This is a genomic window from Brevundimonas sp. (genome assembly GCF_035998205.1).
Lineage (GTDB): Bacteria > Pseudomonadota > Alphaproteobacteria > Caulobacterales > Caulobacteraceae > Brevundimonas.
The window spans coordinates 1-14,356 of record NZ_DASYHT010000006.1 but is presented as its reverse complement, the minus strand read 5'-3'; the positions used below and the strand labels follow the sequence as shown (position 1 = coordinate 14,356).

Annotated in this window: 15 protein-coding genes; 4 read left to right on the top strand and 11 right to left on the bottom strand. The window is 71.4% G+C overall.

The window, feature by feature from the left end:
* Positions 1-5 precede the first annotated feature (5 nt).
* The 6 genes from VGN74_RS10110 to VGN74_RS10085 form a co-directional block, all read right to left on the bottom strand.
* The gene (locus VGN74_RS10110) at positions 6-1,454 is read right to left on the bottom strand and encodes an NAD-dependent succinate-semialdehyde dehydrogenase (protein ID WP_327447770.1); all 1,449 of its coding nucleotides are present in this window, start codon (positions 1,452-1,454) and stop codon (positions 6-8) included.
* A 39-nt stretch (positions 1,455-1,493) separates the two neighbouring features.
* On the bottom strand, positions 1,494-3,149 hold the full coding sequence (locus tag VGN74_RS10105; RefSeq protein WP_327447768.1) for an MFS transporter: 1,656 nt from the start codon (positions 3,147-3,149) through the stop codon (positions 1,494-1,496).
* Positions 3,150-3,266: 117 nt separating this feature from the next.
* Complete coding sequence (locus tag VGN74_RS10100; RefSeq protein ID WP_327447766.1) at positions 3,267-3,404, bottom strand: entericidin A/B family lipoprotein; 138 nt, start codon at positions 3,402-3,404, stop codon at positions 3,267-3,269.
* A 154-nt stretch (positions 3,405-3,558) separates the two neighbouring features.
* A complete protein-coding gene (locus VGN74_RS10095; RefSeq protein ID WP_327447764.1) occupies positions 3,559-5,370 on the bottom strand; it encodes a sensor histidine kinase in 1,812 nt (603 codons plus the stop codon).
* A 1-nt stretch (position 5,371) separates the two neighbouring features.
* Positions 5,372-5,968 carry a sigma-70 family RNA polymerase sigma factor gene (locus VGN74_RS10090; RefSeq protein ID WP_327447761.1) on the bottom strand — a complete coding sequence of 199 codons (597 nt, stop codon included), beginning with the start codon at positions 5,966-5,968 and terminating at the stop codon, positions 5,372-5,374.
* Entirely contained in the window at positions 5,965-6,210 is a 246-nt protein-coding gene (locus VGN74_RS10085) for a NepR family anti-sigma factor (RefSeq protein WP_327447759.1), read from the bottom strand. The genes VGN74_RS10090 and VGN74_RS10085 overlap by 4 nt, the downstream gene beginning before the upstream one ends.
* A 204-nt stretch (positions 6,211-6,414) precedes the next feature.
* Between VGN74_RS10085 and VGN74_RS10080 the strand changes: the two genes are divergently transcribed.
* Positions 6,415-7,209 (top strand): response regulator, encoded by a 795-nt coding sequence (locus VGN74_RS10080; RefSeq protein WP_327447757.1) that lies wholly within the window; start codon positions 6,415-6,417, stop codon positions 7,207-7,209.
* Positions 7,210-7,247: 38 nt separating this feature from the next.
* On the opposite strand, the gene VGN74_RS10075 is transcribed toward VGN74_RS10080, so the two are convergent.
* Positions 7,248-7,622: a hypothetical protein gene (locus VGN74_RS10075; protein ID WP_327447755.1), complete on the bottom strand. Its 375-nt coding sequence runs from the start codon at positions 7,620-7,622 to the stop codon at positions 7,248-7,250.
* Positions 7,623-7,932: 310 nt separating this feature from the next.
* Here VGN74_RS10075 and VGN74_RS10070 point away from each other — a divergent pair, with 310 nt between their 5' ends.
* Positions 7,933-8,955, top strand: a complete 1,023-nt coding sequence (locus VGN74_RS10070) for an NADP-dependent oxidoreductase (RefSeq protein ID WP_327447753.1) — start codon at positions 7,933-7,935, stop codon at positions 8,953-8,955.
* A complete protein-coding gene (locus tag VGN74_RS10065; protein WP_327447751.1) occupies positions 8,955-9,401 on the top strand; it encodes an acyl dehydratase in 447 nt (148 codons plus the stop codon). Before VGN74_RS10070 ends, VGN74_RS10065 begins: the two co-directional genes overlap by 1 nt.
* A gap of 19 nt (positions 9,402-9,420) precedes the next feature.
* Here the strand turns inward: VGN74_RS10065 and VGN74_RS10060 are convergent, their stop codons facing one another.
* The 4 genes from VGN74_RS10060 to VGN74_RS10045 all read right to left on the bottom strand — a co-directional run bounded on the left by VGN74_RS10060 (position 9,421) and on the right by VGN74_RS10045 (position 13,625).
* Positions 9,421-9,861 (bottom strand): hypothetical protein, encoded by a 441-nt coding sequence (locus VGN74_RS10060; RefSeq protein WP_327447749.1) that lies wholly within the window; start codon positions 9,859-9,861, stop codon positions 9,421-9,423.
* A gap of 189 nt (positions 9,862-10,050) precedes the next feature.
* Entirely contained in the window at positions 10,051-10,326 is a 276-nt protein-coding gene (locus VGN74_RS10055; RefSeq protein ID WP_327447747.1) for a hypothetical protein, read from the bottom strand.
* A gap of 288 nt (positions 10,327-10,614) precedes the next feature.
* On the bottom strand, positions 10,615-11,412 hold the full coding sequence (locus VGN74_RS10050) for a SapC family protein (RefSeq protein ID WP_327447745.1): 798 nt from the start codon (positions 11,410-11,412) through the stop codon (positions 10,615-10,617).
* Positions 11,413-11,558: 146 nt separating this feature from the next.
* On the bottom strand, positions 11,559-13,625 hold the full coding sequence (locus tag VGN74_RS10045; protein WP_327447743.1) for a TonB-dependent receptor: 2,067 nt from the start codon (positions 13,623-13,625) through the stop codon (positions 11,559-11,561).
* 100 nt (positions 13,626-13,725) lie between these two features.
* Between VGN74_RS10045 and VGN74_RS10040 the strand changes: the two genes are divergently transcribed.
* Entirely contained in the window at positions 13,726-14,208 is a 483-nt protein-coding gene (locus tag VGN74_RS10040) for a Fur family transcriptional regulator (protein ID WP_327447741.1), read from the top strand.
* The last annotated feature ends 148 nt before the right edge of the window (positions 14,209-14,356 follow it).

The window sequence follows — 14,356 nt, the reverse complement described above, 5'->3', positions numbered from 1 at the left end:
GGGCCCTACCCCAGCGCCAGCGTCAGCGTCCGGATCTCCACATACTCGTCGATGCCGTGGATCGAGCCCTCGCGGCCGTAGCCGGACGACTTGACCCCGCCGAAGGGAGCGACCGGCGTCGACATCAGGCCGGTGTTGATCCCGCACATGCCCGCCTCGATGGCCCGGCCGACGCGCAGGGCGCGGTCGAGGTCGCGGGTGAACAGGTAGGACGCCAGCCCGAACTCCGAGCCGTTGGCCAGCCGGATCGCCTCGGCCTCGTCGGCGAAGGCGAAGACCGGGATCAGCGGGCCGAAGGTCTCCTCCTCGCGGAACAGGGCCTCGTCCCCGCCGAAGGTCACCGTCGGCTGGAAGAAGCGCTCGCCGGCGGCGTGCCGGGCCCCGCCGGTCAGCACGCGCCCGCCGGTGGCCTGGACGTGCGCCAGATGCCGCTCGACCTTGTCCAGCCCCTTCGCCTCGATCAGCGGCCCGACCCTGACCCCGTCGTCGAAGGCCGGCCCGACCTTCAGCTGCGCCACCTTGCCGGCGAGGATGCGGGCGAAGTCGTCGGCGACCGACGCCTCGACATAGACCCGGTTGGGGCAGACGCAGGTCTGGCCGGCGTTCCTGAACTTGCCCTTCAGCGTCTCCTCCGCCGCGTGATCGAGGTCCGCATCGGCGAAGACGATCAGCGGCGCGGCGCCGCCCAGCTCCATCGACAGCCGCTTCAGGGTCGGGGCGCACTGTTCCATCAGCTTGCGGCCGACCGGGGTCGAGCCGGTGAAGCTGAGCTTGCGGATCTCCGGCGCGTCGGTCAGCACGCCGCCGATGGTGGCCGCATCGCCGGTGACGACGCTCAGGGCCCCGGACGGCACGCCGGCCCTGTACGCCAGCTCGGCCAGGGCGAGGGCGGTGAAGGGCGTCTGGCTCGCCGGTTTGACCACCGCCGTGCAGCCCGCCGCGAAGGCCGGCCCCAGCTTGCGCGTCAGCATGGCCGCCGGGAAGTTCCAGGGGGTGATCAGGGCGCAGGGCCCGACCGCCTGACGGAAGGTCAGCAGGGTGTGGCCCAGCGGGCTGGCCTGGGTCTCGCCGATCAGCCGCTCGGCCTCGCCGGCGAACCACTTGAGGAAGCCGTTGGCGTAGGCCACCTCGCCCTTGGCCTCCTCGAACGGCTTGCCGTTCTCGATGGCCATCAGGGCGCCCAGCGCCTCGGTCTGCTCGTCCACCAGCCGGGCCCAGTCGCGCAGGATGGCGGCGCGGCGGTGCGGGCTCTCCGCCGCCCAGGCCGGGAAGTCGCGCACGGCGGCGTCAATGGCCCGCCGGGTCTCGGCCTCGCCCAGATCCGGCACGCGCCCGACGATCTCGCCGGTCGCCGGATCATCGACGTCGATCCAGCGGTCGCCGGTCACCGCCGCCCCGTCGATCAGGGCGTGCTCGCGGATCAGCTTCAGGCCGGCGTCGCGGGGCGAGGTCATGGGCGCTCCTTGGGAAGGGGGGACGTCGAGACCAACGCCTCAGGTCTGGATGTTGTTCAGATCCCGGCCGCGCGTCTCCGGCAGCCAGATCAGACTGACGATCAGGGCCACGGCGGTGAAGCCGACCGCGTACCACAGGCCGAAGTAGATGTTCCCCGACGCCGCCACGAGGGCGAAACTGGCGGCGGGCAGCAGCCCCCCGACCCAGCCGGTACCGACGTTGTACGGCAGGCTCATCGCCGTGTAGCGGATGCGCGTCGGGAACAGCTCCACCAGCGCCGCCGCCTGCGGGCCATACAGCGCCGTGGCGGCGACGATGAACACCATCAGGATCAGGAACACCTGCACCAGATCGACCTCGGCCGGGTCGGCCCGGTCCGGATAGCCGGCCGCCGCCAGCGCCGTCTGGATGCGCCCCTGCACCTGGGCCCGCGCCGCCGCCAGCGCTTCCCGGTCCAGCCCCTCGCCCTCGATCGAGGCCACCTCGACCAGACCGACGCGCACCCGCGCCACCGTCCCGGCCGCGGCGGTTTCGTTGCTGTAGGACACCCCGGCGTTGGACAGGACGCTCTTGGCGATGTCGCAGGAACTGGCGAAGGCGGTCTTGCCGACCGGGTCGAACTGCACGGCGCAGGTGGCCGGGTCGGCCACCACCACCACCGGGGCCCGCGCCTGGGCCTCGGCCAGATCGGGGTTGGCGGCCCGGGTCAGGGCGTTGAAGCCGGGGAAGAAGGCCACCAGCGCCAGCAGCATGCCGCCCAGCATGACCGGCTTGCGCCCCACCTTGTCCGACAGCCAGCCGAAGAAGACGTAGAGCCCCGCCGAGGCCACCGTCACCGCCAGCACCAGCTTGTCGACCGTGGCCACCTCGACCTTCAGCACCCGCTCCATGAAGAAGCGCGTGTAGAAGTAGCCGCAGTACCAGACCGCGCCCTGGGCGATCATGATGCCGAACAGGGCCAGCAGCACGAAGCGGCCGTTGCGCCAGGTCAGGAACGACTCCCTGTAGGGCGCGCGCCGCTCGCCGCCCTCGGCCTCCATCCGCTTGTAGGCCGGGCTCTCGTTGAGCTTCAGCCGGATCCACAGGGAGATGGCCAGCAGGAAGGCCGACAGCAGGAAGGGGATGCGCCAGCCCCATTCGTCGAAGGCCTCGACCCCGACGATCCAGCGGGTGATCAGGATCACGCTCAGCGCCCCGATCAGGCCCAGCGCCGCCGTGGTCTGGATCCAGCCGGTCAGATAGCCGCGCTTGCGATCGGGGGCATGCTCGGCGACGTAGATGACCGCCCCGCCGTACTCGCCGCCGAGGGCGAAGCCCTGAAGGATTCTCAGGAAGATCAGCAGGATCGGCGCGAGGATGCCGATCTGGTCATAGTCGGGCAGGAAGCCGATGGCGACGGTCGCCACCCCCATCAGGGTGATGGTCACCAGGAAGGTGGTCTTGCGCCCGGTGCGGTCGCCGAACCAGCCGAACACCAGCGCCCCCAGCGGCCGCACGACGAAGCCCACGCCGAAGGTCAGCAGCGCCAGGATGTAGCTCGTGGCCTCGCCCACATCGGCGTAGAAATGCCGGGCGATGATGGTCGTCAGCGACCCGAAGATGAAGAAGTCGTACCACTCGAAGGCGGTGCCGGCGGCCGAGGCCCCCACGACCGTCCGCTGCCCCGGCCCCTCGGCCCGGTCCGTCTTGCCCATGCGCCATTCCCCCCGGCTTTGCGGGGACCCTAGACGGCGGCGGCGGCACGGAAAAGCCCCGCCGGCGAACCGGCGGGGCCTGTCTTCCTCCCGGGGACGCGCGCCCCCGAAAGGCCCTTAGTTCTGGGCTTCGCGGGCCGCCTCGGTGGTCGCCTGGCCGGCGGCCTCCACATCCTCGCCGACCCCGGCGACGGTGTTGCAGGCGGCCACGGCGAGGGCGGCGGCGGCGGCGGCGAAAACAAAGATCCTGCGCATGGTCTGCTCCTGTGACAGGCGACCGGAGGCGGCCGCCGGAAATCCCGACCCGGCCAGAACGTCAGGCTTCGGCGGGGGTTCCCCCGGCTGAGCCTGATCGGTTGAGATGGAATCGCCTCGCGAGTCCATCGATGCCGTGAATCAGGCTCCCGGTTTAAGCTGGACCGAAATCTGAGCCGGGTTTGACGGCGTCCAGCTCCGGCTCGGATTTCGGTCCGGGGCCGGCGAGGTCGCGCGGATCGATCGGCCGCAGCGCCTCGGGCGTCGGAAACACCAGCCGCGCCAGCACCCCGCCGCCCTCGGGCGCCTCGAGGGTCATCTCGCCCCGCAGCTGTCGGGCGAAGGCCTGCATCAGGGTGGAGCCCACCCCCGGCGTCAGCCGGTCCACCGGCGCGCCCGGCCCGTCGTCGCGCACTTCCAGCACGCTGGTCGGCCCCAGCACCCGGAAACGCACCTCCAGACGGCCGCCGCGGCCGGCGAAGGCGTGCTTCTGGGCGTTGCTCACCGCCTCCACCAGCCACAGGGCCAGGGGGGCCAGCTTGTCCGGATCGGCGACGAGGGAGTCCGCCTCGACGAGGCTCGTCACCACCGGCCCGCGGCCGCTCTCCGAGGCGATCAGCTGGCCGACCAGATCGGTCAGGAACTCGCGCAGGTCCGCCTGGCGGATGTCGTTGCTCTGGTAGAGGGTGCGATAGATCAGGGCGAGGGCCGAGATGCGCTGGCGCGTATCCGCCAGGGCCGCCTTGGCCGCCGGATCCTCCAGGGCCCGCTGCTGCATCGACAGCAGCGAGGAGATGATCTGCAGGTTGTTCTTGACCCGGTGGTGCACCTCGCGGAGCAGGGCGTCCTTCTCGGCCAGCGAGTCCGTCAGCGAGCGGTCGCGCCGGTCGATGCCGTCGGCCATGTCGCTCAGGGCCTCGCCCAGCGCGCGGATCTCCAGCGGCGCCTCGCCGATCTGCACCGGCCGCACCTTGAACCGGCCGCGCGCATAGATGGCCGCCACCCGCTCCAGATAGGCCAGCCAGCGCACCACCAGCCGCTCGCTGACCCACATGGTCGCCCCGAAGGCCGCCAGCCACGCCAGCAACGGCAGCACCACCGCGCTCATCGGATTGAGCCGGGCCCAGGACAGCGGCCCCGGATTGGAGGCCGACAGGACGATGAAGACGTCGCCGCCGATCACCGGCGCGGCGGCGTAGATGCGTTGATCGCCGGAGACGTCGCGGGCGGCGAACACCTCGCGGCCGTGCAGCTGGCCGAGCCGCGGTCCCAGCGCCTCGCCGCGCAGGCGGAAGGGCTCCGGGCGGGTGGCCACCAGCACCTGACCCGCGGCGTCGGTCAGGGCCGCCTCGGCCCCCGCGGGCAGGGCCGGATCGGACACGTCGGGGCGCAGGGCGTCCAGCGCGATGACCGCCGCCAGCGCGCCGTCGAAGCCGCCCAGAGGCCGCGTCGCGCGCACCCCGACCACCATGGCCGGATCCGCGTTCAGGGTCGCCGGCGCGCGCAGGGTCACCACCTCGGCCCCGTCGCGGAGCCGCGCGAACCAGGCCTGATCGACTACGGTCGGCGCTGTCGTCCCATCGTCGAGGCCGCAGCCGATCGCGCCGTCAGCGCGCACCCGCAGCACCTGCTCATAGCCGGTCAGGCGATCGGCCAGGGCCGCCAGCCGCGGGGTGCAATAATCGCCGAGCGCGTCCGGCCGCAGCGTCTCCAGCAGCACCACCGCACCGTCCAGCCGGGCCCGGCTGGTCGCCGCCGACCGCTCGACGGCGAGGCGCAGGGCGTCGCGCCGCTGCTCGGCCTGCAGCTCGAAGTCGGAGGCCGCCTGGAAGGCGCCCAGCAGCAGGATCGGCGCCAGGGCCGCGGCCAGGGCGACGCCCAGCCGGAAGCGGATGCCGGCGAAGCGGCGTCCGCTGTGTCGCGGAGCGGCCCTGCCGGGGCCAGCGCGCCGTCCGGGGCGCGCCATCTCAGCCCTGCCGGGCTCCGCTGAGCCGGTCGGCGTCGGCGAGGATACTGCCCATCGCCTCCCCGGCGGCGCGCCCGTCGCGGGCGTAGGCGCCCTGCTCCAGCACCGCGGCCAGGGCCCGGCGGGCCCGGCTGACGCGGCTCTTCACCGTGCCGACGGCGCAGTTGCAGATGGCCGCCGCCTCCTCATAGGCGAAGCCGCCGGCGCCCACGAGCACCAGCGCCTCGCGCTGCTCCTCGGGCAGGGTGGCCAGCGCCAGCCGCAGTTCGTCCAGGGCGACCGGCGCCTCCGGGTCGTCGACCGCCACCAGGGTCCGCTCGGCGGCCTCCTGGTCGAGCTGGGTCTGGCGCCACGAGCGGCGCTTGTCCGAGTAGAACTGGTTACGCAGGATCATGAAGGTCCAGGCCTTCATGTTGGTGCCCATCTGGTAGCTTGCGCGCGCATCCCAGGCCTTCATCATCGCGTCCTGGGCCAGGTCGTCCGCCGCGGTGGCGTCGCCGGTCAGGGTGCGGGCGAAGGCGCGGAGGTGCGGGATCAGCGTGACGAGCTGGTCGCGGAAAGCCGCATCATCCGCCGACGGCGGTTTCGGCGCGCTCACGCGCCCGTCCCCGACCCGCCGCCCGGTCCGGCCTTGTCGCCGCGCCGCAGGATCTCGAGGAATTCGTCAGGCACCGGCTCGTTGACCACTTCCTCGAACATGTGCCGGAGGCGCACGCCGATGGCCTGCTGCCGCAGGCGCGCCTCGTCCGCACTGGACGACGCCGATTTGGCCGAGGCCGATTGGGCCGAAGCCGACTGGGCCGCCGACCGGGGTCGCGGCGTCTTGGGAGAGTCATTCATTCAGGGCGGCCCGCCACCAGTGTCCGACGTATGGGCTCCAGAACGCAGGTCGAACCGCCCGGTTCCGTGCACAGTCCAAAAATAGGCTTTCTGATACGACGGCGACAACTCTTGACGGAACCCGCCGGCTCGGGCGGCGTTCAGGCCAACACGGCGCGTCGTCCTTGGCGCGCCGCGAACGATCATGTCGGGGACCACAGATCCATGAGCCTTCTGGCCAGACTCGCGCCGCATCTGCCCTATGTGCGCCGCTACGCCCGCGCCCTGACCGGCGACCAGGCCACCGGCGACAACTATGTCCGCGTCGCCCTCGAGGCCCTCGCCGCCGGCGAGCGCCAGCTGCCGCCGGCGATGACGCCGCGGGTGGCGCTCTACCACGTGTTCCACGCCATCTGGTCCTCCACCGGGGCGCAGCTCGAGAGCGAGCCCGCGGCCGACGCCGGCGGCGACCCGACGGCCCGGCTGATGCGCATGGCCCCGCGCTCGCGTCAGGCCTTCCTGCTGACGGCGCTGGAAGGGTTCACCCCCTCCGAGGCCGCCCAGATCCTCGACGCCGGCCCGGCCGATGTGGAGACCCTGATCGCCCAGGCCCAGGCCGACATCGACGCCGAACTGGCCACCGACGTCCTGATCATCGAGGACGAGCCGATCATCGCCGCCGACATCGAGCATCTCGTGCGCGAGCTGGGTCACACCGTGACCGCCAACGCCACCACCCGTGACGAGGCCGTCGCCGAGGTCGCCCGCCACCGGCCCGGCCTGGTCCTGGCGGATATCCAGCTGGCCGATGGCTCCTCGGGCATCGACGCGGTCAAGGACATCCTCGGCAGCATCGACGTGCCGGTCATCTTCATCACCGCCTTCCCCGAGCGCCTGCTGACCGGGGAGCGGCCCGAGCCGACCTTCCTGATCACCAAGCCGTTCCAGCCCGAGACGGTGAAGGCGGCGATCAGCCAGGCCCTGTTCTTCCACCCGGCCCGGACGCGCGAGGCGGCCTGAGAGGCGGCCTGAGTCCCCGTGGCGGCGCCTCCCCCGCCTCAGGGCGCGGGGGGCGCACCCGTGTTGACCGTCGGGGCGTTGACGTTCGGGGCCTGGCCGGTCGGCGGCGACGTCGGCTCCCCCTCCGGCGTGGTCGGCGCGTCGGCGGCGGGAACGGCGATGCGGTTCTCCGGACCCTGGAATTCCGCCGCGGCCGCCGCCTCGACCGCCGGGCGCTCCGCCGTGGCGTCTTCCAGCACCGGACTGGTGGTCAGCCACAGGACGGCGAAGGCGAGGCTGACCAGCGCCAGGCCGCCCAGCAGCACCCACAGGATCCGCCGGCCGTTGCGCCCCTGACGCACGTACTGCGCCTCGACCGGCCGGCCTTCATGAACGGCGTCGGCGACGCGATGGTGCGGATCCTGATGGGTCACGGGGCGGTCCTTTATGTGGAAGTCCCCGGGTCAACGTCCGGCGAAGGGCCCCCGTTCCGGACGGCGGCGCTTCGTCCCGACCGGGAACCTGCCGGGCGCTGGCGCGTACTGCAGGGGCGGAGGCGGCACGCCCCCCCCGACGAGGACCGGTTCCGCCGGTCCGTCGCCTCCGCGCCTCATTCTCGATGATGCGACTTCGGGCGGGTCCTTCGCGGGCCCGCCCGTCTTTCTGTCGACCGGTCCCGCTCGACAGCCGCCGCGCGGCGCGGCATTGGTAAGTTCACAATAAGGACTTGAGGAGGACCATCCCATGGCTCGCATGAACCGCCAGTGGGTGCTGCGCCAGCGGCCCCGCGGCCTCGTCACCGACGCCGACCTCGAGCTGGTCGAGGCCCCGATCCCCGACCTGGCCGAGGGCGAGGCGCTGGTCCGCACCATCTATCTGTCGCTCGACCCGACCAACCGCACCTGGATGAACGACGCCGAGGGCTACCTGCCGCCGGTGCCGCTGGGCGGCGTCATGCGCGGCCTGACCCTGGGCGTGGTCGAGGAGAGCCGCGGGTCGCGCTTCAAGCCGGGCGACGTGGTCACCCCCCTGTCCGGCGGCTGGGCCGAATACGCGGTCGTGCCCGAGGACGGGCTGCGGCCGGTGCACCGCTTCCCGGGCCTGCCCCTGACCGCCAACCTCAGCGTGCTGGGCATGACCGGCCTGACCGCCTGGGCCGGGGTCACCGACGTGCTCGACCCGAAGCCCGGCCAGACCATGGTCGTGTCCGCCGCCGCCGGGGCGGTCGGCTCGATCGCCGGCCAGATCGCCAAACAGAAGGGCGCGCGCGTCATCGGCATCGCCGGGGGCGAGAAGAAGTGTCGCTGGCTGACCGACGAGCTCGGCTTCGACGCGGCCGTCGACTACAAGGCCGAAGACGTCGGCGCGGCGCTCGACCGGCTGGCCCCGGACGGCATCGACCTCAACTTCGAGAACGTCGGCGGCGACATCATGATTGCGGTCTGGAACCGCATGAACGTGTTCGGCAAGATCGCCGTCTGCGGCCTGATCTCGGCCTACAACGCCACCAAGGCGCCGCCGTCGCCCAACTTCGCCCGCATCATCACCCACCGGCTCAACGTACGCGGCTTCCTCGTCATGGACTACGCCGCCCGGGCCCGCGAGATGGTGCAGGAGATGGGCCCCTGGCTGGCCGACGGCCGGGTCAAGTGGAAGGTCCACGTCGACGACGGCCTCGAAGGCGCGGTCGGCTCGCTGAATCGCTTGTTCACCGGCGACCATGACGGCAAGCTGCTGGTGAAGGTGTCCGAGGAGCCCGCCGCCTGATGATCGACCCGCCCCCCGGCGCCCCGGAGCCCTGGACCCCGTCCGAGCCCCTGCTGGTGCACTTCGAGGACTGGGAGGTGGGTCAGGTCTCCGCCCTCGGCGTCGTCGCCGTCGACGCCGCCGCCCTGGCCCTGTTCGTCGAGCGCTTCGCCCCCGGCCACGAGATCGAGACCGGCGCGCCGGAGGCCATGGTCTACGCCCTGTGGGCCGGGCTCGCCGCCGAGCGGGCCCGCGGCTGGGCCCGCACCAAGACCCTCGCCGTCGACGCCGTCCGCTTCTCGCGCAACCCGCCGCCCGGCGAGCTGCTGCGCGGCCGCATGACGGTGATGGGCAAGGACCCGGTCGGCGACGAGAAGGGCATCATCATCGCCCAGCACGACCTGCTCGACGAGGCCGGCCGCCTCGTCTTCTCCTGCCTCACCCGCACCCTCTTCGCCCGGCGCTGAGGGCGTCGGCCGGCCAGACCTACCGGCAAATGTCAGGCCTGAAGCGGCGCAATACGGCGAACTGATGCAGCCGGTTCAACGTCCCGAAAACCATGCAGGCAACCAGAAGGCCCGACCCGGCGAATCTGGTCGTAGTTCGAGCCATGCTATGCTGTTCAAATACATAGCCGAGCATAGCCAAGGGCACGCTAACCAAAGTCAAGATGAGAAATAATACGAAGTATCTGTTGATACGTCGCACTTCCGGAAGAGGAGGCAGAGCAGCCCACGCCTTGTCCACCTCCTGCAACAGCCTGAAGTGGCTTGTCGAACCGACGAGTGCAGCCCCGAGAGTTGCGAGCGCAGCGAACACGGCCACGTTCACCGGCGAGAAGGCGGCAAGATAGTAGAAGGCGCCGCTCAGGGCCGCCGATCCCATCGATCCGACAAGCAACGATGACCTTGTGACGTGCAAAGACATGTCTGGGACACCTATAGGCTTGCGTCGATGACCCCGCTAGCGGGACTGACCAGGCGAACCGAACCGGCCCCCTACTCTCCCGGCGCTGAACGCAGAACGGCCGCCCCGAGGGCGCAAGTCTCCACTTGCAACGCTAAGAGGATGAAGCGGGCCACCTAGTATGCGCGCACGAGGTCCGGCTCTCAGAATTCACGAGTGGGGAATAACATCACTCAGCACCGCTCTAAACACCACGTAGGCGAACACAATCAGGCCCACGACAAACGAGATTCTCATCGAGTCCGCCATGCGTCCTGGATATCGCTTCCGCAAAAAGAGAAACGGAATGAACTCAATGCCCATCATCCTCACCAGCTGCGCTGGCATGGACTCCGCTTTGGCGCGGCGTTCAAGAATGACGATGTGACCGGCCATCGCGTAAACGCACAAAGCAATTGCCGTGATTGGCAAGATTACAGCCGCCATGCTCGCCTGGCTCCCGATCCGGACGTGGTTCTCCCACCCCATTTTGCGCCACGCTCCCAGCCAAGGGGAGAGCCAAAACGGCTCCGGGGCGAAGTGCCAGACGTCACGCAGCCGTCCAGCCCCCGTGGACTCCTGGATGGACGCATCGCGATGAAGGCAAGCCCCCGATGCCGGCCCCCTCTTCGCCCGGCGCTGAACGCAGAACGGCCGCGCAGGACGGGGTCCGGCGCGGCCGTTTCAATCGTGGAGTGACCGGTCCGGGGCGGCGCGCCGCCCCCGGCCTCACCCTCAGGCGTTGCCGGCCTGCGGGGCCTGTTGCGCGGCGCGCTGGAAGGTCATGGCGATCAGGCGATCCCAGCCGAGCAGCGACACCAGGTGGGCGTAGATCTGGCCCAGGGCGCCATTGTCGCGCAGCTCGGCCAGCTTTTCCGGCGACAGGGCGCGCAGCTTGTCCTCGGACACAGCCAGGTATTCGGCGATGCGCTGCGGCTCGCCGGCGGTGCCGTCCGGGTTGCGCGGGATGAAGCGGGCTTCCTTGGTCTCGAACAGGTCGAGGTCGGTCAGCAGCTTGACGAAGCCCTCGGTGCGCGCGCGCTCCTGCTCGAAGCTGTTGCAGAACTCCAGCGCCTGCTGGGTGTAGGCGCTCGGCTGGCCGTTCTCGAAGAACGGCATGGCGCCGCCCTCGGCCACGAACGGCGCGGCGCGATCGACGCACAGGATCAGGCGGTTCTGCGCCTCGTCATTGGCGTAGACGAACGGATAGCGGCGGGCGAAGGCCGGGATGTAGGCGTCGGGACGCAGGTCGCCCTGGGCGTCGACGAACAGGTTGTCGCCCTGGCGCAGGCCCATGACCACCGCCGGCTGCTTCTGGTCGCCGACGAAGATGACCGGGTAGTTCAGCGCCGCAGCGGCGAACTCGGTGACGGTCAGCGGCACCACGTGGGTGCCCGACAGGAAGGCCCAGGGCTTGTCGGCCGGGTTGACGCCGAGGTTGCCGTGCATCTCCGGGCTGAGCGGCTCCGGCTGCCGGTAGAACAGGACGTTGCCGGTCAGCTGGGCGTTCGGCGAGATGGTCGTGTCGGTCATCGGGACTTCGCTGGATGGAAGGAGAGGGCGGCGTCTTAGCGGAACCGCCGCCCCCCCGCAAACGTCGCTCGCGCGGGGCCCGAGGTTTCAGGGCGAAACGCCGCCCGGAAGATGAGTCGGGACCCCGCCTGGTTCAGCCGGTCGCCTCAGAAGATGAAGGACATGCCGACCCGCACATTGCGGCCCGGGGCCGGGGCCAGGTCCTTCAGGAACGAGGCGTGCTCGCGGATCTCGGCGTCGCCGAGGTTCTGGCCCTCGACATAGACCGTCACGCCCGGCAGGGCCGCAGGACGCCAGCCGAGGAAGGCGTCGTAGCGGGTGTAGGCGGCGGTCGGCAGCTCGAACTCGGCCACCCGCGACTGCGAGCCCACGCGGCGCGCCTTCACCCGGCCCAGAAACGCCCCGACGGTAGCCTCGACCCCGGCGCTCAGGGCGAAGGGCGGGATACGCGAGGCGGCGCCCAGGTCGGTCGAGCCGCGCACAATGTCGTAGCCGCCGCTCAGCACCACCCGGTCCGCGCCGCGCGACCAGGCCGTGACCCGCGCCTCGGCCTCGAGGCCGTAGAACTCGGCGTCGGTCTGCACATAGGCGAACACCGGCAGCTCATCCTCCTCGTCGCCGGTCGGGCGCAGGTCGATGAAGCCGTCGTAGCTGGCGTGGAACAGGTGCAGGTCGGCCTCCAGCAGGCCGCCGTCGTCATAGTGCAGCGCCGCCTCCAGCGAGGTCACCTCCTCGCTGTCGAGGCCGGCGTCGCCGATCTCGTAGGCGCGGGTGGCGATGTGCGGCCCCTCGGCGAACAGCTCCGCCTCGGTCGGGGCGCGGCCGTTGCGCGAGATCGAGGCGCCGACGAACAGGGACTCGGTCGGCTTGGCGAACACGCCCAGCGAGCCCGAGACGTTGGTGAAGGATTCCGACCCGGCGACGCTGTCGAGGTCGCGGGTGTCGATCCGCAGCCCGCCTTCCAGACCCCAGCCGCCGCGGTCCAGCCGCTGCAGCACGAAGGCGCCGTACTCGGTGACGTCGGTGCGCGGCACATAGGCCTCGTCGCCGACGGCGTCGAGCTCGCGGCTCAGGGCCTGGACGCCGAACGCGCCGTCCCAGCCGTCGCGGCGACGCTGCACGAACTCGACCCGGCCCTCATAGCCTTGAGAGGAAAAGACCGTCCCGACCTCGTCGCCCTCGAACTCGGTGTGGGTGTAGTCGGCGTAGCCGGCCGAGAAGCGCACCTGGGCCAGCGGGCCGCCGGCGAAGTCATAGGCGCCGCGCAGGTCGTAGCGGGTCTGCTCGAGGCCGATGGTGACGACCTCTTCCTCCTCGTGGTCGTGATCCTCGTCGCCATGATCCTCGTCATGGTCCTCGTCGTGATCCTCGTCCTCGTGATGGTGCGCATGGCCCGGGACGCCGTAGTCCGTCTCGGTGCGCTTGACCGACAGGCCGACGAAGCCCCAGCCGCCGATGTAGGACACGCCCGCGCCCCAGGCGTCGAGGTTGACGAAGCTGTTCTCCAACGTGGTCTCGCCGGTGTCCTCGAATTCCTCGCCCTCGGCCTCCAGCTGGCGGCGCGACTCGGCCGGCGCGGGGATGTCATAGTCCTCGGCCTCGCGGCGCAGCCCATCGAGGGTGAAGACCAGAGGGCCGGCGGCGAAGCTGACCGCCCCGCCGACGCTGAAGCCGTCATCGACGCTCGAGGACTGGGCGGCGAAACGGCCGTCGATGCCGCCCTCCGGCGCCGTCTCGGCGATGCGGCCGTCGATGACATTGACCACCCCGCCGATGGCCGAACCGCCGAAGGCCAGGGTCTGCGGCCCGCGCAGCACCTCGATGCGGGTCGCCTCGCCCGGATCGGCCGCCACCTGGTGGTCCGGCGACAGGGCCGAGGCGTCGACCAGGCCGAGTCCGTTGGCCAGCACCTGCACCCGCGGGCCGGCGAGGCCGCGGATCACCGGCCGGCTGGCGCCCGCGGCGAAGCTGGTCGAGCGCACGCCCGGCAGGCCGTTGAGCACATCGCCCAGACCCCCGGCCGGCGCGCTCAGCAGCGCCTCCTGGTCCAGCACGTCGACGGCGATGGTGGTGGCGTCGGCGCTGACGCCATAGGGCGCCGCGGTGACCACGATCTCCTCCACCGTCGTGACCCGGCCCGGGTCCTGGGCGGCGGCGGTCCCGGCGAGGCCGGCGGCGAGCATCAGGGTGGCGGTCGACACGAGAGAGCGCATGGGGAGGTCTCCGGAAACTGGGGCGTGTGTCGTTATGAGATAACGTCGCGCCCGGTCAAGCGCCGTTGCGACACAGGCCGAAGACGATTAGCTGAAGGGCATGGCGGACAGCTGCGGACACCCCCATGCCCACGCCGGCCTGTCGGCCGGGGCCCTGGCCGAGGCGCTGGAGGCGGCCGAGCGCGCCTGCCGCGCCGACGGCGAGCGCATGACCGAGCCGCGCCGGCGGGTGCTGGAGCTGCTGCTGCGCGCCGGCGAGCCGGTGAAGGCCTATGACCTGATCGGCCGCTATGGCCCCGACGGCCAGGCCGCCAAGCCGCCGACGGTCTACCGCGCCCTCGACTTTCTGGAGCGGCGCGGCCTCGCCCACCGCATCGCCTCCCTGTCGGCCTATGTCGCCTGCGACCACGCGTCCCGCGCCCACGCCGCCGCCTTCCTGATCTGCGACTGCTGCGGCGAGGCGCGCGAGCTGGAGGCCCCCGCGGGCGCCGGCCTGTCCGACGCCGCCGCCGCCCTGGGCTATGTCGTCGACCGCGTCACCGTCGAGGCCCACGGCCGCTGCGCCGCCTGCCGCGAGGGGTGAGGCGGGGCGCGACCCCGCGACGACTGGCGCCCCGCCGCCCGAGCGCCTAGGTGTCCCTCATGGACGCCGCCCGGCTGACCCCGCCCCGCCGCCTCGAGATCCCGCTGCCGGAGCGTGAGCCCGACGGCGTGATGACGGCGCTCGAGCT

Excerpts from the sequence above, each read along its gene's own strand:
- VGN74_RS10045 (WP_327447743.1), bottom strand. The coding sequence starts at position 13,625 with ATGCGCTCTCTCGTGTCGACCGCCACCCTGATGCTCGCCGCCGGCCTC.
- VGN74_RS10060 (WP_327447749.1), bottom strand. The coding sequence starts at position 9,861 with ATGTCTTTGCACGTCACAAGGTCATCGTTGCTTGTCGGATCGATGGGA.
- VGN74_RS10055 (WP_327447747.1), bottom strand. The coding sequence starts at position 10,326 with ATGGCGGCTGTAATCTTGCCAATCACGGCAATTGCTTTGTGCGTTTAC.
- VGN74_RS10110 (WP_327447770.1), bottom strand. The coding sequence starts at position 1,454 with ATGACCTCGCCCCGCGACGCCGGCCTGAAGCTGATCCGCGAGCACGCC.
- VGN74_RS10040 (WP_327447741.1), top strand. The coding sequence starts at position 13,726 with ATGGCGGACAGCTGCGGACACCCCCATGCCCACGCCGGCCTGTCGGCC.
- VGN74_RS10105 (WP_327447768.1), bottom strand. The coding sequence starts at position 3,149 with ATGGGCAAGACGGACCGGGCCGAGGGGCCGGGGCAGCGGACGGTCGTG.
- VGN74_RS10070 (WP_327447753.1), top strand. The coding sequence starts at position 7,933 with ATGGCTCGCATGAACCGCCAGTGGGTGCTGCGCCAGCGGCCCCGCGGC.
- VGN74_RS10050 (WP_327447745.1), bottom strand. The coding sequence starts at position 11,412 with ATGACCGACACGACCATCTCGCCGAACGCCCAGCTGACCGGCAACGTC.
- VGN74_RS10100 (WP_327447766.1), bottom strand. The coding sequence starts at position 3,404 with ATGCGCAGGATCTTTGTTTTCGCCGCCGCCGCCGCCGCCCTCGCCGTG.
- VGN74_RS10080 (WP_327447757.1), top strand. The coding sequence starts at position 6,415 with ATGAGCCTTCTGGCCAGACTCGCGCCGCATCTGCCCTATGTGCGCCGC.
- VGN74_RS10065 (WP_327447751.1), top strand. The coding sequence starts at position 8,955 with ATGATCGACCCGCCCCCCGGCGCCCCGGAGCCCTGGACCCCGTCCGAG.
- VGN74_RS10085 (WP_327447759.1), bottom strand. The coding sequence starts at position 6,210 with ATGAATGACTCTCCCAAGACGCCGCGACCCCGGTCGGCGGCCCAGTCG.
- VGN74_RS10095 (WP_327447764.1), bottom strand. The coding sequence starts at position 5,370 with ATGGCGCGCCCCGGACGGCGCGCTGGCCCCGGCAGGGCCGCTCCGCGA.